We start from the raw sequence: 20,293 nt of genomic DNA, 5'->3' as shown, positions 1-20,293 counted from the left end.
CAAACCTGTCCCTTTTTGGTCGGTTGCCGTTGGGGGGCGGATTGGCAACGCTCGCTGATTGTAGTCTTGACCTGCGCTAGAATAGGACTATCTGATTATCCGGGCGCATGGAGGCTTGCGCCCGTATGCTGAGGAGGACTTTATGGCAACTGTTGCCGCACCTATCGACGCTACGTCGACCGCCGCTTGGAAGGCGCTCGAGGCTCATCAGGAGAAGCTCGAGGCCGAGGGTATCGACCTCAAGGCCTGGTTCGCCGCTGACGCCGACCGCGTGAACAAGCTGAGCTTTGACGCCGGCGACCTTCACTTCGATCTGTCCAAGAACCTGGTGACCGATGAGACCGTCAAGCTGCTGTGCGATCTTGCCCGCGAGGTGAAGCTCGAGGAGCGCCGCGACGCCATGTTCTCCGGCGAGCACATCAACACCACCGAGGACCGCGCCGTCCTGCACACCGCGCTGCGCCGTCCGGCAAGCGAGAAAGGCCAGCTTATCGTCGACGGCCAGGATGTCGTCGCCGACGTGCACGAGGTCCTCGATCGCATGTATGCCTTCGCCGAGCGCGTGCGCTCCGGTGAGTGGAAGGGCGTTACCGGCAAGAAGATTGAGCACCTGGTGTCCATCGGCATCGGCGGCTCCGATCTGGGCCCGGTCATGGCTTACGAGGCCCTGCGTCCCTATGCCGACGCCGGTATCGACTGCCGCTATATCTCCAACATCGACCCCAACGACCAGGCCGAGAAGCTCAAGGGTTTGGATCCCGAGACCACGCTCGTGATCATCGTCTCTAAGACCTTCACCACGCTCGAGACCCTCACCAACGCCCGCGAGGTCAAGACCTGGATGCTCGAGCAGCTCAAGACTCAGGGCGCCATCGATGGCTCCGATGAGCAGAACGCCGAGGCTGTTGCAAAGCACTTCGTCGCCGTTTCCACCGCACTCGACAAGGTCGAGGCTTTCGGTATCGACCCGGCCAACGCCTTTGGTTTCTGGAACTGGGTCGGCGGCCGCTACTCCGTCGACTCCGCCGTGGGCCTGTCGCTGATCGTCGTGCTCGGCCCCGAGCGTTTCCAGCAGTTCCTTGAGGGCTTCCACGCCATCGACGAGTACTTCTGCAACACTCCGCTCGAGAACAACGCCGTCGCGCTGATGGGTCTGCTCAACGTCTGGTACGTCAACTTCTTCGGTTCCAAGAGCCACGCTGTGCTTCCGTACTGCCAGTATCTGCACCGCTTCCCGGCCTACCTGCAGCAGCTCACCATGGAGTCCAACGGCAAGCATGTCCGCTGGGACGGCAGCGCCGTGACCTCCGATACCGGTGAGATCTTCTGGGGCGAGCCCGGTACCAATGGTCAGCACGCCTTCTACCAGCTGCTGCACCAGGGCACCGTGGTGGTCCCGGCCGATTTCATCGCCTTTGCCAACACTGCCAACCCCGCAACCGACAGCGGCCAGGATGTCCACGAGCTGTTCCTAGGCAACTTCCTGGCTCAGACCAAGGCGCTCGCCTTTGGTAAGACGGCCGATGAGGTGCGCGCCGAGGGCACGCCCGAGCAGATCGTCCCGGCCCGCTGCTTTGAGGGCAACCGTCCGACGACTTCGATCTTCGGTGACACGCTGACCCCGTTCGCACTCGGCGAGCTCATCGCCCTGTACGAGCACATTACGTTTGTCGAGGGCACGGTCTGGGGCATCGACTCCTACGACCAGTGGGGCGTTGAGCTGGGCAAGCAGCTTGCCAAGCAGATCACCCCGGCCTTCCACGACGACGCCGCCAAGGCCGAGCAGGACGCTTCGACTCAGGCGCTCATCGAGTTCTACCGCGCTCACCGCAAGTAGGATTCGCTGCGATAAGTAACGCATAGTAGACAAGGGCCCGTATCCGTTGGGATGCGGGCCCTTTGCTATTTGGATAGGATGGAATGTATCGGGAGGCGCCTCGACGGGCATCGCAATCGTCGAAGGCGCGCCGTTCATGTTTGGGACAATATGACATTTTCCCCGTTGCAAACAGCGCCGCCGTGGGTGTTCTGTATGATGGCTCAGACAAGGTTGTTCAATGACAGGGAGGCATATATGGCAATCAAAGCCATCGCAATGGATATCGACGGTACGCTCACCAACGACCAAAAGGTCATCAGCCCGCGTACGCGCGAGAAACTGCTCGCGGCTCAGGAGTCGGGCATTAAGCTCATCTTGGCTTCGGGTCGCCCCGCATGGGGGCTGCACGCCTTGGCGCAGGAGCTCGACCTTCAGAACCATGATGGTCTGCTAGTTGCCTTTAATGGCGCGCATGTGGTCGACGCTCAGACCGATGAGGTGCTGTTCGATCAGGCTATGCCTGCCGACGAATTGCATCGCCTGAGTGATCACCTGCGCAATTTCGACGTGATTCCCATGATCTCGCTCGGTCGGGACCTGCACGTCGTGGACTCGTATCGCTGCATGATCACACTGCCGGACGGTTCGCAGAAGAATATTGTCAAGTATGAGCGCGATGCGTGCGACCTTAAGATCCGTGAGGTCGAGAGCTTGCATGAGGTTGTGGACGCTTATCCCGTGGACAAGCTGCTGACGGCAGGCGACCCGGCCTACCTACAGGCGCATTACGAGGAGATGTATGCGCCCTTTACCCAGACGCTTTCGGGCATGTTTACGGCCGACTGGTACTTTGAGTACACGGCGCCCGGTATCGACAAGGCCCGCGCGCTCGAGGGTGCCCTGCCCAAGCTCGGTATCGATGCCAGCGAGGTCGTCTCGTTTGGCGATGGCCAGAACGACAAGTCCATGATTGAGTGGGCGGGTACCGGTGTTGCCATGGGCAACGCCGTCGATGAGGTTAAGGCGGTAGCCCAGATGGTGACCGCCAATAACAACGAAGACGGTATTGCAGTGGCGCTGGATAAGCTGCTGGGCTAGAATCGCCGATAATGCATGGTTCGGGCGCCTGCTTACAGGCGCCCTTTTGTTAGGGAGGGTGCCGTGTCCGCATTTCCGTTCGACGCCGTTATCTTTGACATGGACGGTGTCATTGTCGATACCGAGTATTACTATCTGGGCGAGACTGCCGCGTTTGCCAAGGAGCTTGGGTTGAACCTGACCCAAGAGGAGTTGAACGGGCAGGTCGGTACCTCGCATCAGTTCTTTCTCCACATGCTGGTCGATTGGTTTGAGCGTGCCGGTAAGGGACATTTTACTGGCGAGGAGGCGTTGGCCCGTTGGGATGAGTGGGCGCATAAACGTCCGCGCGACTATCAGACTTTGATTAACCCAGGCGCCGTGGATACGATTCGAGAGCTGCCGCGCCGCGGCGTTCGCGTGGCGCTTGCTAGCTCGTCGCCCATGGATAGCATCGAGGAAGTACTCAATGCGTGCGGGCTGTCGGATGCCTTTGAGTATGTGGTGAGCGGCGAGCAGTTTAAGGAGAGCAAGCCCGAGCCCGACATCTACCTGCATGCGCTTGACCTACTGGGGCTGCCCGCGAATCGCTGCTGCTGCGTTGAGGATTCGGTGCCTGGCATCACCGCTGGCAAGCGAGCCGGCCTGACAGTTATTGCCAAGCGCGAGGAGCGCTTTGGCTTTAGCCAAGATGCCGCGGATAAGATTATCGATCAGCTGCCGGAGCTGCTCACGCTTTCTTAGGAGCGCGGTAGTTGCGCGTTTTTCGGGTCTGATGAGTAAATAGCCAACATTTTGGTGCGACACCTAGCATACTTTAAGCTAATGCGGGCTTAAGGGCTTGTTGAATGCCCTTAAGCCCGTTTTAGAATTAATTGTGCTGGGAGAGGGTATATGCCACCGACTGAAGGGCCGACTGACGGTAAAGCAGCGATACCGCTGTACCAACAGGTCATTGATATCATTAAAAACGAAATCAACTCCGGCGCCTACAAGGCAGGCGCGCGGATACCCAACGAATTCGAATTGGCTGAGAGCTATAAAGTTGGCCGCGTTACCGTGCGACGCGCTATTGAGGAGCTCGTCCAGCAGGGCTATCTAACGAAGCGACAGGGGAAAGGCACGTTTGTCAATGCCCCCAAGCTCAAGCGCAAGATTCGCCAGAAGGATGACGTTCAGAGTTTTTCGGACGCATGCCGCGTTAACGGAATGGAACCGGGGGCGTGTGTCATTTCGAGAAAGATACTGCCGGCGGATTCCACCGAAGCACAGTTCTTTGGTGTTCCCGTTGGAACTGACTTGATTTGCGTTGAGCGCGTGCGCACTGCCGATGGCGTCCCTGTCATGCTCGAGAACAACATATATGTTTACGAGGACAACGCCTATCTATCAACGGCACCTCTATCTAACCAATCCATTTTTGAGTTCGTGCGCAACCGGACGGGCCGCACGCCCGCGTTTACCGACCCGTGCACGCTCGAGATCGCCTGCGCGTCGCCCGAGGTCGCTCGACTGTTGGCAGTTCCCGTTGGCGAACCCTTGTTTTATATGGAAGCCTTCTTTTTCGATGAGCAGCGGCGGCCGTTTATCATCGGTCGTCAGCGAATCGTTGGGTCTCGCTACGTTTTTGACATCTAGGACATTGCGAATGGAAGCGCCCGGTGGATCATCTCACCGGGCGTTTCCATACCGTTCACGGCGCAAACGCAACCGTTCAACCGCGTTGCGGCAATCAGTTTGAAATTATCTTGATGAAGGAAAAAGCTGCTGGTAATCTATAGAACGTCATAGAACGTTTGCATTGTGCAAACGTTGAAGCGAGATGCGATGCAGTCTCGAGTTCTTTGGAGGTATCTATGTCAGATACGATGGCAAAGAAGACAAACAGACGTTTTAAGTTCAAATTACCGCATGTCTATACGATCATGTTCTTGCTGATCGTTGTCTTTGCGGTCCTGACTTGGATCGTTCCCTCTGGTCAGTATCAGCGCAAGACGATTTCGACAGCGGCGGGCGAGCGTGAAGTCGCCGTTGCTGGAACCTATGAACAGGTCGATAAGAACTACACCGATTCCGAGACCGGTGAGACCATCAATCTGGGCCAGGATATCTTCGCGGTCCTGCAAGCGCCCACCAAGGGTATCCAAGAGGCTGCCGACGTCGTTGCGTTCGTCTTATTGATTGGCGGATCGTTCGCAATCATCACCAAGACCAACGCTTTGAATGCCGGCATGAGCCGTGTGATTAAAAAGCTTAAGAACAAGGACATCCTCATCATTCCCATCACGATGACGTTGCTGTCCATTTGCGGCACTACGTTTGGTATGTCTGAGGAAGCCCTGCCGTTCTATGCCATCTTCATTCCCATCATGATGGGTATCGGTTATGACTCGATGACGGCATTCATCATCTGCTTCCTTGGCCCTAACCTGGGATATTGTGCCTCGACCATCGACCCGTTTAATGTTTTGATCGCCCAAGGCATCATTGGCATCGAGGGCAATCCGCAACTGTGGCTGCGCGCCGTTTCTTGGGTCATCTTCACTGCCGTCGGTATCGCATGGGCCATGCGCTACGCCATGCGCGTCAAGAAAAACCCCGAGTCGTCCATTACGTATGAGGACGATAAGCTCAAGCGTATCGAGTTTTCCGTGACCGATGCCTCCATTGAGGAAGAGTTCACTATCCGTCAGAAGCTCGTGCTTATCGATTTTGCTTGCGGTATGGGCATTATCGTCTGGGGTCTTGTTACCCAGGGCTGGTACATGAATGAGATTTCCGCCGTGTTCCTTGGCATGGGCTTGCTTGCCGGTATCCTGGGCGGTCTTGACCAGCAGACGATCGCTGAGGAGTTCGTTAAGGGTCTCGCCGACTTTGCGTACGCTGCCATCGTTATTGGTATCGCTCGCGGTATTCTGGTCATCGCCGAGGGCGGCATGATCATCGACACCATCCTCCAGGCGCTCGCTACTGCGCTCGCCGGTGCACCCGCCGCCGTCTACACCACGTTTATGTATATCGTCCTTGGCCTGCTCTCTTTGCTGGTTCCCTCGAGTTCTGGCCTGGCGGCGCTCACCATGCCTGTTATGGGCCCCCTGACCGAGCTTATGGGCCTCAATCCCGAGGCAGCCGTTACCGCGCTCCAGTTTGCTAATCAGACCATCAACACTATCAGTCCCGTGGCGGGCATGACGGTCGCCGGCCTTGCCGTGGCTAAGATTTCGTTTGGCCAATGGTGGAAGACCATTTGGAAGTTCTTCATTTTCATGGTCGTCTTTGGCCTGATCGTAACGGCAATCTCTGGCATGCTTCCGATGTAGGTGGTTGTGATGTCTGATCGTTTGACGGTCCTGACGTCTAAGAGCGTCTTTACCGGTACGGGGGACCTGCCGTTTGAAGGTTTCGTAGCGGTCCGTGGCAATCGAATTGAGGCTGTTGGCACCAAGTGTGAGGTAGCTTCGTATTTGACCCAAGCGGACGAGGTGGTTGACCTGGGCGACCGCACCGTCATGCCTGGCCTGATCGATGTGCATACCTTCTATACGGGCTGGGCGCTGCGGACGTTGGGGTCTGATCTATCCGGCGTCGCCGATGCCAAAGAGGCCGTGTCGCTCTTGCGTGCATGGAAAGATGATCATCCGGATTGTGCGGCGGCTTTTGGCCACAACATGCCCGAAACGTTGGCATCGGATGCCGAGAACGCAAATACGGCAGCTGTGTTTGACGATTGTTTTGGCGATATCCCTGTCGTCTGCTTTACACCGGGTGCGGAGACCTGCGTTCTCAATGCTGCCGCCAGTGCGCGATACGGCTTTACACCCCAGGCGTGCTATGCCGAGAAGATCTGGCGCATGATGAGCGATTTCCTCGCGCTACCCGAGGTGCGCGCCGGGTATTCGGACTACATGAGCATGCTTAACGAGCGCGGCGTTACCGCCATCAAGGAAATGGCGTTTGATGACTACTACGGCTTTGCCGACGAAATGGCTCGCCGTGAGGAATCTGGTGAGCTGACGGTTCGCGTCTCTATGATGTCGCAGCCGGTGGGTGCCGGTGCAAATCTGGCATATGCCCGCGAGGCGCGAGAGCGCTTCCGGGGACCGTTCGTTCGTTTTTCTGGCTTCAACCGTATGACCGATCGCGGCGTATGGGCGGGGCTTGCCGAGATGATTGGCCCCTATGAGGACACGGCCGATGCGGGAGCTGCCGGCAAGACGGTTGTCGAAGAGCCCGAGTGGGATCTGATTGAGAACGAGCTGCGTGCAATTGATGCTGACGGCTTCCGATATTCCTTGCATTGCCAGGGCGATGGCGCCGTTCGCCGCACCGTGGCGCTCTATGCCTCGCTGCCTCGAGACGAGCATGGACGGATGCTTCGCCGCCATGCGATTACCGATCTCGAGAACTCTGACCCGACCGATCTTGTCGAGTTTGGCAAGTTAGGTGGAATTTGCGAGGTCTATCCGCAGATTTTGACGCTGGACAGGCGCGAGGACTGCCTGTCGATGATGCGTCGACAAATTGGCGAGACGCGACTTTTGCATAGCTGGAATCGCCGCAGCATGGAAGATTCCGGATGCACAGTGTGCTGTGGCACGGATTTACCGCTGTTGATTCCGAGCTTGGGCGAGTCAATCTACAGTGCGTGCGGCGGATACTTCGACGACGGACTGCCCGTGAATGAGGTCAACGCGCTGACGCTTGTCGAGCTCTTGCGCGCTTGGACTGCCGGGGGCGCGTACGACCTGATGCGCGAAGACGAGCTGGGTACGCTCGAGGTCGGCAAGCTTGCCGATATTTGCGTGCTCGATCGGGATGTGTTTGACCTCGATTATCGCGACGCACGCGATCTTGCGGTTGATATGACGATGTCGGACGGACAAATCGTGTTCGATCGAAATAAGGAGGCATAAGATGTCTGAATCCAAGCCGACGCTGCGCCGCGAGCAGATTGCGGGCATGAATATCCACTACATCATGTGGTCGCTCGATTACTTCCTTGATGTGCAGCAGCGTTTGGGCTTTGAGTCCATTGAGCTGTGGTGTGCGGAGCCGCATGTGACGCTCGACCACACGGGCTACTTTGAGGCTGAGGTCCTGGCGAAAAAGGCTGCAGACCGTGGGCTTAGGTATCGTACTCTGTGCCCCGAGAATGTTGTCTATCCTTGGCAATACTGCGCACGCAAGCCGCTGCATGAACAGCGCAGCCTGGCGTACTTTAAGCACGGCATTGAGCTTGCCGAGGTACTTGGGTGCGACCGTATGTCCGTCAACTCGGGCTGGGGCGACTGGGACGAGGATCGCGAGGAAGCCTGGAAGCGCAGCCGCGAGCACTTGTCCATTCTGGCGGAGTATGCCGGCGAGCACGGTCTGGTGCTTACGATGGAAAGCCTGCGTCCCGAGGAGAGTAACCTTGTGACGACGGTTTCCGATGCGAAGCGCATGATTGACGAGGTCGCGAGCCCGTACTTACAGCCCATGGTTGATACAACCGCGATGGGCGTTGCAGGCGAGACGCTCGAGGACTGGTTTGCCGCCTTTGGTGATGGGGCAATTCACGAGATGCACTTTATCGACGGTGACCCGTATGGACATCTGGTGTGGGGCGATGGCAAGCACGATATGGACGCCTTCGTCGCCACGCTCAACGCCCATGGTTTTGACGGCATGCTGGGCCAGGAAATCACGGACGGTCGTTACTACGATGACCCGGCGGCGGCAGATGCCAAGAACATGGCCGCATTCGAGAAATATCTGATTGACTAAAACAACTATCGGCCACGCAGCCAATCTCATTGATTGCGGACCAAACAAGAAAGGAACTGGATATGAACGCACACGATCTGATCAAAGAGGCAATTGCCGAGAAGGGCAAGTTCGACAGCGTCTACTGGATTGCTTGCGGTGGCTCCATGATCGATTTGATCCCGGCTCATGAGCTTCTGCAGCGCGAGGCAACCACCTTCACTTCGTATATCTATACCGCGCGTGAATTCGACATTATGCGTCCGCGTCGTCTGGGCGAGAAGTCCCTGGTCATCGCTTGTAGCCACAGTGGCAACACCCCCGAGGTCGTCGAGGGCTGCGAGATTGCCCTTGCTGCCGGCGCTACGGTGATCGCCCAGACCGACAACGCTGGATCTAAGATCGACTCCGGCAAGTGGACCACGTGGGTCTACCCGTGGGGCGAGGGTGTGCCGCAGGCCGAGGTCCCCGCTGGTATTTCGCTGTCGCTTGCGGCAGAGCTGCTCGATCAGCAGGAGGGCTACGCCGATCTTGCCGATATGTATGCCGGTATCGCCGAGATGGATAAGATTCTTCCCCCGGCACGCGAGAAGGTAAATGCCGAGCTGGGCGATCGCTTTGCCAAGCTTTGCCAGGAGCACGAGTTCTTCTATATTCTGGGCAGCGGTCCCAACTTTAGCCAGACCTACGGTTTCGCTATCTGCTCTCTTATGGAGATGCAGTGGCAGCACTGCAGCTACATCCACTCTGCCGAGTACTTCCATGGCCCCTTCGAGGCTACTCAGGATGGCGTTTTTTACTTCCTGCAGATGGGCTCCAGCGAGTGCCGTGCTATGGACGAGCGCGCCCTGGCGTTCCTTAAGACGCATACCGATACGCTGATGGTGCTCGATGCCAAGGAGTACGGTATGGAAGCCGTGCCGGCGAGCGTCCGTGCCTATCTGGACCCGGTGCTGTTCTATGCCATGAACTGCGAGCTGCGTGCTGCACGCGGCAAGGTGTTTGATCACGATCCCGATTTCCGTCGCTATATGGGTGTTGTCGAGTACTAGAAGGGACAAAGGCCATGGCATTTAACGTTAACGCGCTCGGATTTGGCGACAACGTCGTCGATCGCTACGAGCATATCCATACCATGTATCCTGGCGGCAATGCGGTGAACTTCGCCGTTTATGCCAAGAAATGCGGTGCCGCACGCTCCGCATACATGGGCATTTTTGGCAATGACGCCGCTGCCGAGCATGTCATTGCAAGCCTCGAGGATGAGGGTATCGAGCTTGACAAGTGCGAGCAGATGATTGGCGAGAACGGAGCGGCTCGCGTCACCGTCGTTGACGGTGACCGTGTCTTCCTTGGCTCCAACGAGGGCGGTATCCGTGGCGATGCGCGCTATGTCCTCGATCGCTTTGACCTTTCGTACATGAAGCAGTTCGATGTGGTTCATTCGGGCAACTATTGCTTTACCGAGCGCGAGCTGCCCAAGCTGAAGGCTGCGGGCGTCACGGTCTCTTTTGACTTTTCGGACGACTCCACCGACGAGTACTACGAGCAGATTGCGCCCTACGTCGATTTCGCTTTCTTTAGTGCGGCGGATGCCGCGAGTGAGGACGAGATTCGCGAGCGTCTGGCATGGGTGAAGGGCTTGGGTCCGCGTTTTGTGTCGGCTACGGCGGGCGCCGAGGGCTGCATTGCTTACGACGGCGAGCGTTATTACCGCCAGCTGGCTAAACCGGTAACGGACATGAAGGACACCATGGGGGCGGGCGACTCGTTCCTCACCTCGTTTTTGATGTGCTATCTCGATTCCGCCAAGCGTGGTGAAGATGGCGCCGAGGCCATCGAGCGTGCGCTCGACTTTGCTGCCGGGTTTGCCTCGACCGTGTGCGGCATGGAAGGTTCTTGGGGCCACGGAGCACCAATCGTCGAATAGCTTAAGAAAGCGTACGGCGGTCTGGCTATGAGGCTTTGGACGGCCGATGCAAAACAATAAGCGAAACGCGAAAAGGGGGCTCGCCATGTGGTGGGTCCCCTTTTGAACATTGGAGAAGACCATGAGTATTAAAGCGTGCGCGGCTGGTTTTTGCTGTGCGGACGTCTATCAAAACATCGGCGTGTTCTATCCGACTGGTAATGGCATTGACTGGGGTATCCATCTTGCACGAATGGGAGTTTCGGTATCCGCCGTGTCGGTTGTCGGCAAGGACGAGTACGGAGACAAGATGAGAGAGGCGCTGGCCGCTGAGGGGTTCGATATCTCACATCTGCGGGTGGAGGATGGCGACACCTCGGTGATGCTCATGGCATTGAAAGACGGCGTCGATCGCGTGCATCTCGAGGCAATCGATGGCGTAATAGAGACATATCGACCGAATGAAGATGACCGGGCGTTTATCCTAGAGCATGACATCATTCATACCGACCTGTTTGGCAATTGTTTGGACCTCCTGCCCGAATGGCATGATGCGGGCAAGACGGTGGTTATGGACTTCTCGGTGTTCAGCCAGGATCCCGAATATGCCTGCGAGGCTCATTTTCCTTACGTAGACTATGCGTTTATGTCGTTTGAAGAGGACACTCCGGAGCTGCGTGATTGGGTACGTCACGTACAGAAGTTGGGGCCGCGGGTGGCAGTTGCCACGCTTGGCGAGAAGGGAAGCATTGCCTTTGACGGCGAACGCTTCTATGAGTGCGGGATCGTACCGGCGGAGAAGGTCGTTAACACCGTGGGCGCCGGTGACTCGTATATCGCCGGGTTTACCAAGGGCGTGATTGATGGCCTTGATATTCCGGCGTGTATGAAGGCGGGCGCCGAGCTTTCGTCCCGCGTCATCGGCTCTTTTGAGCCGTACTAGGGTCAAATGCTTGGAAAGGAGTGCGAAATGGTTATCGACATGTTGGTCCAGCCCATGCTCTACGGCGAGATCTATACGCCGGGTGATGAGCCTGATGGATTCGGTTTTTGGTCACGAGAATTTGGTATGGGGCATATGGGCCCCATGGATTGGGATGAGCTTCAAGTCGAGATGGACGTCTGCGATGTGCAGAAGAGCGTGCTCATGCCGCTCGATGTAACCACGGCATGCGGAGGGCATTTTGGCACCAATGACCAGATTGCCATGCTGGTTGCCGCGCATCCCGATCGTCTGTGGGGATTTGCGAGCGTAGATCCGCAGGTGAGCGGTGCCGCAGACGAATTGGGGCGCGCCTTTACCGAGTTGGGGGCAAAGGGGCTTTGCCTGCATCCGGCAAAGCAGGGTTTTGCTCCCGATGATGCCGTGGCCGAGCCGCTTTACGAGCTGTGCGAGCGCTATAACAAGCCGGTAGTTTTCCATGCCGGTATGTCTTGGGAGCCGGGCGCAGAGCTCTCGCGCAGTAATCCGCTTGTATTTGAGCACACAATCGCAACGCATCCAAATGTGCGTTTTAGTTTGACCCACTTTGGCTGGCCCTGGGTGCGCGAGACCGTGGCGATGCTGCTCAAGTATCCCAACTGCTACACGGACACCTCTATCACTTACATCGATTCGCCCGAGGAGATGATGCAGCGTCTTTTCACGGTCGATATGGGGCCGCTGTGGTATGAGCGCGCGCTATCGCATCAAGTGATGTTCGCCAGCAATACGCCGCGCTTCCGTGCGTTCAAACTCAAACGGGCGCTCGATACCGTGTCCATGCGCGATGATGCGCGAGAAAGGCTCTACTGGGGTAATGCCCTGCGTTTTCTTGAAGGGGATGAGTGAACATGGTGACGCTCGAGACATTGAGCTATCTATCGACTGCTCCGGACCAGTTCATCGATATTACCGAAGACGTGCACGCTGCCATTGAACGCAGCTCGGTGACGAATGGCTTGGCAGCGATTATTTTGTCGCATACGACCTGTGGAATCGTGGTAAACGAGGGGCTGCCCTGCGTGGAGACGGATCTTATGGAGACGCTTGATCGCATCGCCCCGCTAGATGCCCCCTATGCGCATGCACACTTCCTGCCGAGCTATGGAGCCACCGGCAACAACTCCTGTGGGCATATCAAGAGCATGATTTGTGGAAACAGCTGCTTCTTTCCCGTCCAAGATGGCCACATCGTGTGTGGAGGTGCGCAGAACATCTATCTTGCGGAGTTTGACGGTCCGCAGAAGCGAAAAGTGTACGTCGAGGTGCTGGGGGAGTAACGTCCCTGCAATAACCCTATGAAGGAGCACGCTATGTCGTTTCTAACCTCGATGTTCAAGACCGAAAAGCCGGTTATCGGAATGCTGCACCTGCGTCCTCTGCCGGGCGATCCACTGTATTACCCGGGCGGAAGCGTGTCGCAGGTCGTGGAAGCCGCCAAGCGCGATCTCGAAGCGTTGCAACGGGGCGGTGTCGATGGCATTTTGATTACCAATGAGCTCTCGATGCCCTATGAGCAGCACGTTTCTCCCTCAACCCTTGCATCGATGGGCTATGTAATCGGGGTTCTGTCCCATGATTTGTCGACCCCTTGGGGAGCTGAAGCTATTTACGATGGTGATGCCACAATCGAGCTGTGCGCTGCCGTCGATGCGCAGTTCACGCGCTGCAATTTTTGCGGTGCCTGGGCCGGTGATCTCGGGCTGATTAACCGAGATTTCGCTCACACCATGCGTCGCAAGACGGCGCTGCGCCTGGACGACCTCAAGCTTTTTCACTTCATCACGAGCGAGGGGGAGGTTTATCTCAACGACCGCACGACTGCGGACATTGCCGATTCACTTCTCTTTAATTGCCTACCGGATGCGATGGTCATCGGCGGTTCGGCTGCCGGTCGTGGTGCTTCGGGCGAGCTTGCCGATGAGGTCCGCGAGCGTGTTGGCGAAGTGCCTGTGGTATGTGGCACCGGTTGTCGCGAAAATACCGTGGCTGACGTATTTGCTCACTACGATGGCGCGTTTGTCGGCACCTGCTTAAAGCGCGACGGAAAGCTGGATGCCCCGGTTGATGTTGAGCGGGTAGTTCGTTTTATGGCTGCCGCTCGTACGGCGCGAGGGGAGTAGGCACCTATGGCGTTCTATCTGGGTATTGATATTGGGACAAGCGCCTCTAAAGGCGTTTTAATCGATGATCGATGCAATATCGTTTGCCAGGCTTCTTGTGGACACGAGACGGACAACCCGCGTGATGGATGGTACCAGCATGATGCGGAGGCAGTTTGGTGGGGAGATTTTTGCCGCTTGTCGCGCGAGCTGGTGGTGCGATCGGGGGTTAATGCGGCGCAGATTGGATGCGTGGGCCTTTCCGCATTGGGTTGCGACTGCGTACCGGTCGATACCGAGTGCAACGCGCTGGCACCCGCGATTTTATATGGAGTCGATGCACGTTCGAAGCCGCAGATTGACGAGCTTCTTTCCGAATATGGGCCAGATCGCGCACGCGAGCTTTTCGGGCACGATCCCTGTTCGTCAGATATTGCTCCAAAGATCTTGTGGTTTAAGGAGAATATGCCCGAGGTGCACGAACGTGCCGCGAAGTTCCTGACGGCGTCATCGTTTCTGTGCGCGAAGTTGACGGGGCGTTTTACGGTGGACCGTTATTTGGCGGAGGATTTTCTTCCCCTATACGATCGCTACACTTGGAAGGTTGATGCTCGGGAATGTGCTCGTTTCTGCCGGCCTGACCAGATGGCGGAGGTAATGTCGGCTACCGATATTGCCGGGGTGATTACGCAGCGTGCGGCTGAGGCGACGGGGCTCGTGGCAGGGACACCTGTCTTGGTGGGAACGGGCGACTCTGGTGCCGAGGCCATTTCGACGGGTGTATTCCGTCCCGGCGATATGATGGTTCAGTTGGGGAGCACGGCGTATTTCATCTACTTAGCTGATCATATGGTCGATGATGCTCGCCTGTGGCCAGGGACGTTTATCATTCCCGGAACTTACGGGATCTGCGCGGGGACCAATACAGCGGGTGCACTCACATCGTGGCTGCGCCAAGAGCTGTATCGCGACGCGGTAGAGGCCGAGGGCCACGGTGGCCCCGATGCATATTCGGTTATGGCGCATGATGCCGCCGATGTGGCGCCGGGTGCCGATGGGCTCCTGTGTCTGCCGTACTTTGCGGGGGAGCGTACTCCGCTCAACGATCCCGAGGCGCGTGGCGTCTTCTTTGGCCTGACCGGAAGGCATACGCGAGCCCATATGGTTCGCGCCGCCTTGGAAGGCGTCGCGTATACCGTTGCATCCCATGTCGACATTATCGAGCGAGAGCATGGACTGCCAATTGGGCGCATTATGCTTGTCGGAGGTGGAACCAAGAATCCAATTTGGATGCAAGCTATCGCCGACGTATGCGGGCGCGAGGTCTCGGTTGCCAAGGTTACGGTGGGCGCATGCTTCGGTGATGCTATTATGGCAGCTCTCGCAGGTGGCGCCTATACATCATGGGATGAACTCGCCCGAGTCCTTGGCGTTGCGCAAACAATCGTGCCCGATATGACTGCCCACGAGCTATATGCGTCGCGTCGTCATATCTTTGACGAATTGTATACACGCAACCGTGATCTCATGCACGAATTGGTGTAATGCCGCCGAACTGTACCGCCTTCCAATAAGGACTGCGTTGTGCGATTCGCATGTCCCTTGGCATTTTTGCCCACAGGGGTTAGCGAAGGTCAAAAACAGAGCGCGCATTTGCTAAAACTGCCGATTCGATGTGCTTTATGTCACATTTTTTGAGCGAGGCGATGCGTTCTGAGGTCCTTGTGAGCGATCTGATGAGCGATTGCGCGCTTGTTTCTGTGTTTGGCTCGGCCGGCGCATCGGTCTCGAGCAGTAGACGGTCGAGTGGAATCTGTCGTGTGTATTCGCGTCCTCGTTTAGATGCGAGCATGCGTTCGTTGACGGAAAAATAGCAGCCCGCATTACGCGCGCGGACGAGTTCGTCCGAAGTGCCGCTAAACCAGTGGAAGATGATAACGGGGGAGTCGGAGTTTGGGATGAGTAGTCCATGCGATTCGAGGACGTCCAGTACGGTTCCCGCCGAACGAACGGCGTGAATTGATATTACGCGCCCGGTAAGAGGATGCTGCACGAGCGCATCGCAGAGCCGGTCAAATGTCTGTATTTGTAGCGGTTCGCTTCCGGCAAAGCGCGCGGAAAAGTCGAGTCCTACCTCGCCGATATAGCGCTCTTGGTCAGCGACTTCGCAAAGCAGATTGACTTCGGCAGGACCACATCGTCCGTCGGCGAGCCACCAGGGATGGAGGCCGATGCCGGCAAAAATATTTGAACGGCTGCAGGCGCGCTTCTTGGCGCGTGCAAAGTCGTGCGGATCGACGCCGCAGTCAAATAGAACCAGGCCCAGCGCCGTTGCCTCATCGGCAACGGCGTCCGGGTGAGCCATTAAATCGAGATGACAGTGCACATCAAACAGCTGCAGCTTCATCGTGGCGCACCCTGCTAGTCCAAGCGCTGGCCATCGGCGCGCACGCGCTCGCACCCGCGCCCGCTAATCTGGCGGATAACCTCGCCGGCAATCATCTGACCCATGATGGGCGGCATAAAGCTGGCGGTTCCCAGCTCGGTGCGCTCGTGGATGTTGGAAGGATCGCGGGGCTGTGTCTTAACCGATTCCTCGCAGCTAAACAGTACGTGTAGGCTCTTGATTCCGCGCTTCTTACATTCTTTGCGCATAATGCGGCTCATGGGGTCACGTACCGTATCGAAGATGTCGGCAAAGCGGAGGCACTCGGGATGGAGCTTGTTGGCCCCGCCCATGGAACTAACCAAACGAATGCCGTGGTCCTGAGCATATTTGGCAATGGTGAGCTTGGCCGAGATGGTGTCGATGGCGTCGACGACGTAGTCGAGCTTGCCGCCCGTCTGCTCCAAAACGCTCGCGAAGAAATCATCGATGTTGTCGCTCAGCAGGTATTCGGTACGCTTGATGACGGTGGCGGCAGGATTGATATCGTGGATCATGGCTTCCATCACGTCAACCTTGCGCTTGCCGACGGTGCTATGAAAGGCGATGGCCTGGCGATTGATATTGCTGGGCGCGATGATGTCCTTGTCCAGAATGACGAAATGACCAATGCCGCCACGGGCAAGTGCCTCGCAGCAGTTAGAGCCCACACCTCCGCAGCCGAGTACCAGCACCGTGGCATCGGCGAGCTTGTCGAGTGCCTCGCGGCCCATGATGATTTCGAGCTTGGTGTCGCGTGTCTCGACGAGTGCAGCAGTTTCGGTCATAGACATCCTCCGATGGGGAAGCGAATCGTGTTTTAGCTATCGCCATTATAGGTATTATCGCGATTCCATTTGAGCCCTAGGGGCTTGTTGAAATGAGGCAGTGATTCGCATAAGATGAAGCAGATGGCACCCGTTGCAGCGGGTTGGCCAACTCCCAAACACGTTTGTAGCGTGAGAAGTGGCCGTCTTCGCATTACGCGGGGGCGGCTATTTCATTCGACCTCCAATGTGGATGCCGAGCTCCACAGCCGCGATTACAAGCAACAACAACGTCAGGACATCGTTAATACTCATAGTCCATCTCCTTCTTGGGAAGAGGGAGCTGGCCCATCTGCTTCTGGACCCATTGTATCTAAAAACGAACGAATGTTCTATACATAACATTGCTATTAGATAATTAGACAAACATCTAAATATCGAGTATAGTGTGCACGTCGCGAGAGATAGCGAGAGGAGGTTCTATGCCGGGAGAAGGTTTTAAGGCGCTGGCGGATCCAACGCGGCGGCGCATTTTAGAACTGCTGCGCGAGGGCAATTGCACGGCGGGGGAGCTCGCCGAGCATTTCGACATAAGCAAACCGTCGCTCAGCCATCATCTGGCAACGCTTAAAAACGCCGGGCTGGTGACCGATGAGCGCCATGGCCAAAACATCGTTTACAGCTTAAATACCACCGTCATGCAGGACTTGATTGGCTGGTTTATGGGCTTTACAAACACTGAAGGTGATAAGGATGAATAACGAAAACAAGGGCATTCACGTCACGGGGGTATCGTCGCGCGTGTGGATTGCACTGGTCGCTCTGTGCGTTGCCAATGTCGCAGCGCATCTGATAGTGATGCCGAGCCTGCCGGCGCAGATTCCCACGCACTGGGGCGCGAATGGCGCCGTCGACGGTTGGGGCCCTAGCTGGATGGCCTCCGCGCTCGGCGTGTTGCCTCTGGCACTTCTCGCGATGTTCTACGTCGTGCCACGCATTGACCCCAAGGGCGAGGCGTATCGGACCTCGGGTAAGTTCTATCAGGGCTTCGTAATCGCCTTCACGCTGCTCATGTGTGCCATAAGCTGGCTGGGGGAGCTAACGGTGTGGGGCATCGTGCCGGTGGTAGGAACGGTCAATTTGCTGGTATCAGGCGCTATCGGCTTGCTCTTTATTGGTATGGGCAACTACTTACCGCGCGTAAAGCAGAACTACACGCTCGGTATCAAGACGCCCTGGGCGCTTGCCGATCCCGAGAACTGGCGCCGTACGCAGCGTTTTGGCGGTGCCTGCTTTATGGTGCTGGGCGTTGGCCTGATTGTGATGGGCGTGGCGGGTAGCGTGCTTTCGAGTGAAGTCGTCGCCGCGGTGATTGCGGTTCTGGCGTTTGGTTCAGCTGGAGCTGCCTACGTCTATTCGTATCTGCTGTGGCGCAAATCGCAGCGAGCCGCTCGTTAAGGTTGCGGAAAACTAGCGTACGCAGTTCATAGTATGTTCCGAGGGACTTTTCCCAGGTAGTATTAGGGGGTGTGGGCAACCATGCCCCTTTTTCGTTTAGTTTCAGAGCTGGTTTCCTCATTTCGTTTCCACTAAAGCGAATCAAGAATAGGGAAACAGAAGGTAGAAAGGATAAAATAGGCAAATGGCGGAGTTTATCTACCAGATGTATCAGGCTCGTAAGGCCCATGGCGACAAGGTGATTCTTGACGACGTGACCCTGAGCTTCTATCCCGGTGCCAAGATCGGCGTCGTGGGCCCCAACGGCATGGGCAAGTCGACCCTGCTCAAGATCATGGCCGGTATCGAGGAGGTCTCCAACGGCGATGCAAGGCTTACCCCCGGCTACACCGTGGGCATCCTGCAGCAGGAGCCGCCGCTCGATGACGACAAGACCGTCATCGAGAACGTGCGCATGGCGTTTGGCGATATGATCGCCAAGGTCGATCGCTTCAACAAGATCGGCGAGGAGATGTGCGACCCGGACTGCGACATGGACGCCCTCATGGCCGAGATGGGCAAGCTTCAGGACGAGATCGATGCCGCCGATGGCTGGGATATCGATTCCAAGCTCGGCCAGGCCATGGACGCCCTGCAGCTGCCCGATTCCGACATGCCGGTTAACGTGCTCTCTGGCGGCGAGCGCCGCCGCGTGGCCCTGTGCAAGCTGCTGCTCGAGGCTCCCGACCTGCTGCTGCTCGACGAGCCCACGAACCATCTGGACGCCGAGTCGATCCTGTGGCTCGAGCACTTCCTGCACAACTACCAGGGTGCAGTGCTGGCCGTCACACACGATCGCTACTTCCTGGATAACGTTGCCGAGTGGATCTGCGAGGTCGACCGCGGTCACCTCTATCCCTACAAGGGCAACTACTCCACGTATCTGGAGACCAAGGCCGCGCGTATCGAGGCTCAGGGCAACCGCGATGCCAAGCTCGCCAAGCGCATGGAGGCCGAGCTCGAGTGGGTGCGCAGCTCGCCCAAGGCTCGTCAGGCCAAGAACAAGGCCCGTCTGGCTCGCTACGAGGAGATGGAGGCCGAGGCCCGCGCAAGCCAGAAGCTCGACTGGACCGATATCCGCATTCCCGTTGGACCGCGTTTGGGTAACAAGGTGCTCGAGGCCCATCACCTGCACAAGGAATTCGACGGTCGCGTGCTCATCGACGACCTTTCTTTCACCCTGCCGCGTAACGGCATCGTGGGCGTCATCGGCCCCAACGGTGTGGGCAAGACTACGCTCTTCAAGACCATCGTGGGCCTGGAGCCGCTGACTTCGGGCGAGCTCGAGGTGGGCGAGACCGTCAAGATCTCCTATGTCGATCAGAACCGTTCTGGCATCGACCCCGACAAGAACCTGTGGGAGGTCGTCTCGGATGGTCTGGACCACATGATGGTCGGCGAGACCGAGGTCCCCAGCCGCGCGTACGTGGCGAGCTTTGGCTTTAAGGGCCAGGACCAGCAGAAGCGCGCTGGCGTACTCTCCGGTGGCGAGCGCAACCGTCTGAACCTGGCGCTCACGCTCAAGCAGGGCGGCAACCTGCTGCTCCTCGACGAGCCCACGAACGACCTCGACGTCGAGACGCTGTCCTCGCTCGAGGCGGCGCTGCTCGAGTTCCCGGGCTGCTCGGTGGTCATTAGCCACGATCGTATGTTCCTGGACCGCGTCGCCACGCACATTCTGGCGTGGGAGGGCACCGACGAGAATCCGGGCAACTGGTATTGGTTCGAGGGCAACTTTGAGGCCTATCAGGCCAACCGTATCGAGCGCCTGGGTGAGGACGCAGCCCAGCCGCATCGTATTCACCGTAAGCTGACGCGCGACTAGATCGTTACGCGGTTTTCCAAACCGCGTAACTGCTCGACGCTGCGCGGGTCGCAAGCACCCCATCTTGCCGTTCAAGCCGTCGCTCGCGTACCGAAGTACGCGTCGCTCCTCTTTCACGGCAACCTGGGGCACTTGCGGCCCGCTC

Annotated in this window: 19 protein-coding genes; 17 read left to right on the top strand and 2 right to left on the bottom strand. The window is 57.5% G+C overall.

Translation table 11 applies throughout. The annotated features are described in order from the left end of the window. Positions 1 to 142 precede the first annotated feature (142 nt). From pgi to DW171_RS00275, 14 genes are all read left to right on the top strand, one after another. Entirely contained in the window at positions 143 to 1,837 is a 1,695-nt protein-coding gene (gene pgi, locus DW171_RS00340) for a glucose-6-phosphate isomerase (protein WP_118270142.1), read from the top strand. A gap of 237 nt (positions 1,838 to 2,074) precedes the next feature. After that, positions 2,075 to 2,917 (top strand): Cof-type HAD-IIB family hydrolase, encoded by an 843-nt coding sequence (locus DW171_RS00335; protein WP_199586761.1) that lies wholly within the window; start codon positions 2,075 to 2,077, stop codon positions 2,915 to 2,917. Between the two features lie 63 nt (positions 2,918 to 2,980). After that, a complete protein-coding gene (locus DW171_RS00330; RefSeq protein WP_334204046.1) occupies positions 2,981 to 3,640 on the top strand; it encodes an HAD family phosphatase in 660 nt (219 codons plus the stop codon). A 150-nt stretch (positions 3,641 to 3,790) separates the two neighbouring features. Continuing rightward, entirely contained in the window at positions 3,791 to 4,534 is a 744-nt protein-coding gene (locus DW171_RS00325) for a GntR family transcriptional regulator (protein WP_117629749.1), read from the top strand. 218 nt (positions 4,535 to 4,752) lie between these two features. After that, entirely contained in the window at positions 4,753 to 6,216 is a 1,464-nt protein-coding gene (locus DW171_RS00320) for a YfcC family protein (protein ID WP_118270140.1), read from the top strand. A 9-nt stretch (positions 6,217 to 6,225) separates the two neighbouring features. Beyond that, the gene (locus DW171_RS00315) at positions 6,226 to 7,809 is read left to right on the top strand and encodes an amidohydrolase (RefSeq protein WP_118270139.1); all 1,584 of its coding nucleotides are present in this window, start codon (positions 6,226 to 6,228) and stop codon (positions 7,807 to 7,809) included. A gap of 1 nt (position 7,810) precedes the next feature. Further along, entirely contained in the window at positions 7,811 to 8,662 is an 852-nt protein-coding gene (locus DW171_RS00310; RefSeq protein WP_117629752.1) for a sugar phosphate isomerase/epimerase, read from the top strand. A 62-nt stretch (positions 8,663 to 8,724) separates the two neighbouring features. Further along, positions 8,725 to 9,693 (top strand): SIS domain-containing protein, encoded by a 969-nt coding sequence (locus tag DW171_RS00305; protein WP_022094440.1) that lies wholly within the window; start codon positions 8,725 to 8,727, stop codon positions 9,691 to 9,693. 14 nt (positions 9,694 to 9,707) lie between these two features. After that, positions 9,708 to 10,571 carry a PfkB family carbohydrate kinase gene (locus DW171_RS00300; protein ID WP_035138847.1) on the top strand — a complete coding sequence of 288 codons (864 nt, stop codon included), beginning with the start codon at positions 9,708 to 9,710 and terminating at the stop codon, positions 10,569 to 10,571. A 121-nt stretch (positions 10,572 to 10,692) separates the two neighbouring features. After that, the gene (gene frlD, locus DW171_RS00295; RefSeq protein ID WP_118270194.1) at positions 10,693 to 11,493 is read left to right on the top strand and encodes a fructoselysine 6-kinase; all 801 of its coding nucleotides are present in this window, start codon (positions 10,693 to 10,695) and stop codon (positions 11,491 to 11,493) included. Positions 11,494 to 11,520: 27 nt separating this feature from the next. Next, positions 11,521 to 12,381 carry an amidohydrolase family protein gene (locus tag DW171_RS00290; RefSeq protein ID WP_233539055.1) on the top strand — a complete coding sequence of 287 codons (861 nt, stop codon included), beginning with the start codon at positions 11,521 to 11,523 and terminating at the stop codon, positions 12,379 to 12,381. A gap of 2 nt (positions 12,382 to 12,383) precedes the next feature. Continuing rightward, positions 12,384 to 12,812, top strand: a complete 429-nt coding sequence (locus DW171_RS00285; RefSeq protein ID WP_117735290.1) for a secondary thiamine-phosphate synthase enzyme YjbQ — start codon at positions 12,384 to 12,386, stop codon at positions 12,810 to 12,812. Positions 12,813 to 12,845: 33 nt separating this feature from the next. Further along, the gene (locus DW171_RS00280; protein ID WP_233539054.1) at positions 12,846 to 13,655 is read left to right on the top strand and encodes a BtpA/SgcQ family protein; all 810 of its coding nucleotides are present in this window, start codon (positions 12,846 to 12,848) and stop codon (positions 13,653 to 13,655) included. Between the two features lie 6 nt (positions 13,656 to 13,661). Beyond that, positions 13,662 to 15,179 (top strand): FGGY-family carbohydrate kinase, encoded by a 1,518-nt coding sequence (locus DW171_RS00275; protein ID WP_118256440.1) that lies wholly within the window; start codon positions 13,662 to 13,664, stop codon positions 15,177 to 15,179. A 79-nt stretch (positions 15,180 to 15,258) separates the two neighbouring features. On the opposite strand, the gene DW171_RS00270 is transcribed toward DW171_RS00275, so the two are convergent. Both DW171_RS00270 and DW171_RS00265 read right to left on the bottom strand, forming a co-directional pair. Next, a complete protein-coding gene (locus tag DW171_RS00270; RefSeq protein ID WP_118256441.1) occupies positions 15,259 to 16,041 on the bottom strand; it encodes a TatD family hydrolase in 783 nt (260 codons plus the stop codon). A gap of 14 nt (positions 16,042 to 16,055) precedes the next feature. Continuing rightward, complete coding sequence (locus DW171_RS00265) at positions 16,056 to 16,847, bottom strand: ThiF family adenylyltransferase (protein ID WP_369832451.1); 792 nt, start codon at positions 16,845 to 16,847, stop codon at positions 16,056 to 16,058. Positions 16,848 to 17,308: 461 nt separating this feature from the next. On the opposite strand from DW171_RS00265, the gene DW171_RS00260 reads away from it, so the two are divergent. The 3 genes from DW171_RS00260 to ettA all read left to right on the top strand — a co-directional run bounded on the left by DW171_RS00260 (position 17,309) and on the right by ettA (position 20,148). Continuing rightward, positions 17,309 to 17,587, top strand: a complete 279-nt coding sequence (locus DW171_RS00260) for an autorepressor SdpR family transcription factor (protein WP_022094448.1) — start codon at positions 17,309 to 17,311, stop codon at positions 17,585 to 17,587. After that, positions 17,580 to 18,284, top strand: a complete 705-nt coding sequence (locus DW171_RS00255) for an SdpI family protein (RefSeq protein ID WP_118270138.1) — start codon at positions 17,580 to 17,582, stop codon at positions 18,282 to 18,284. Before DW171_RS00260 ends, DW171_RS00255 begins: the two co-directional genes overlap by 8 nt. A 184-nt stretch (positions 18,285 to 18,468) precedes the next feature. Continuing rightward, on the top strand, positions 18,469 to 20,148 hold the full coding sequence (gene ettA / locus DW171_RS00250; RefSeq protein WP_055251458.1) for an energy-dependent translational throttle protein EttA: 1,680 nt from the start codon (positions 18,469 to 18,471) through the stop codon (positions 20,146 to 20,148). Positions 20,149 to 20,293: the final 145 nt, after the last annotated feature.

Source organism: Collinsella sp. AM15-2 (genome assembly GCF_003471985.1).
Classification (GTDB): Bacteria; Actinomycetota; Coriobacteriia; order Coriobacteriales; family Coriobacteriaceae; genus Collinsella.
This window is presented reverse-complemented; position numbering and strand designations above follow the sequence as displayed.

What these genes read in the sequence shown, in the direction of transcription:
- pgi (WP_118270142.1), top strand. Translation starts at nt 143, where the DNA reads ATGGCAACTGTTGCCGCACCTATCGACGCTACGTCGACCGCCGCTTGG.
- DW171_RS00335 (WP_199586761.1), top strand. Translation starts at nt 2,075, where the DNA reads ATGGCAATCAAAGCCATCGCAATGGATATCGACGGTACGCTCACCAAC.
- DW171_RS00325 (WP_117629749.1), top strand. Translation starts at nt 3,791, where the DNA reads ATGCCACCGACTGAAGGGCCGACTGACGGTAAAGCAGCGATACCGCTG.
- DW171_RS00320 (WP_118270140.1), top strand. Translation starts at nt 4,753, where the DNA reads ATGTCAGATACGATGGCAAAGAAGACAAACAGACGTTTTAAGTTCAAA.
- DW171_RS00315 (WP_118270139.1), top strand. Translation starts at nt 6,226, where the DNA reads ATGTCTGATCGTTTGACGGTCCTGACGTCTAAGAGCGTCTTTACCGGT.
- DW171_RS00310 (WP_117629752.1), top strand. Translation starts at nt 7,811, where the DNA reads ATGTCTGAATCCAAGCCGACGCTGCGCCGCGAGCAGATTGCGGGCATG.
- DW171_RS00305 (WP_022094440.1), top strand. Translation starts at nt 8,725, where the DNA reads ATGAACGCACACGATCTGATCAAAGAGGCAATTGCCGAGAAGGGCAAG.
- DW171_RS00300 (WP_035138847.1), top strand. Translation starts at nt 9,708, where the DNA reads ATGGCATTTAACGTTAACGCGCTCGGATTTGGCGACAACGTCGTCGAT.
- frlD (WP_118270194.1), top strand. Translation starts at nt 10,693, where the DNA reads ATGAGTATTAAAGCGTGCGCGGCTGGTTTTTGCTGTGCGGACGTCTAT.
- DW171_RS00290 (WP_233539055.1), top strand. Translation starts at nt 11,521, where the DNA reads ATGGTTATCGACATGTTGGTCCAGCCCATGCTCTACGGCGAGATCTAT.
- DW171_RS00285 (WP_117735290.1), top strand. Translation starts at nt 12,384, where the DNA reads ATGGTGACGCTCGAGACATTGAGCTATCTATCGACTGCTCCGGACCAG.
- DW171_RS00280 (WP_233539054.1), top strand. Translation starts at nt 12,846, where the DNA reads ATGTCGTTTCTAACCTCGATGTTCAAGACCGAAAAGCCGGTTATCGGA.
- DW171_RS00275 (WP_118256440.1), top strand. Translation starts at nt 13,662, where the DNA reads ATGGCGTTCTATCTGGGTATTGATATTGGGACAAGCGCCTCTAAAGGC.
- DW171_RS00270 (WP_118256441.1), bottom strand. Translation starts at nt 16,041, where the DNA reads ATGAAGCTGCAGCTGTTTGATGTGCACTGTCATCTCGATTTAATGGCT.
- DW171_RS00265 (WP_369832451.1), bottom strand. Translation starts at nt 16,847, where the DNA reads ATGACCGAAACTGCTGCACTCGTCGAGACACGCGACACCAAGCTCGAA.
- DW171_RS00260 (WP_022094448.1), top strand. Translation starts at nt 17,309, where the DNA reads ATGCCGGGAGAAGGTTTTAAGGCGCTGGCGGATCCAACGCGGCGGCGC.
- DW171_RS00255 (WP_118270138.1), top strand. Translation starts at nt 17,580, where the DNA reads ATGAATAACGAAAACAAGGGCATTCACGTCACGGGGGTATCGTCGCGC.
- ettA (WP_055251458.1), top strand. Translation starts at nt 18,469, where the DNA reads ATGGCGGAGTTTATCTACCAGATGTATCAGGCTCGTAAGGCCCATGGC.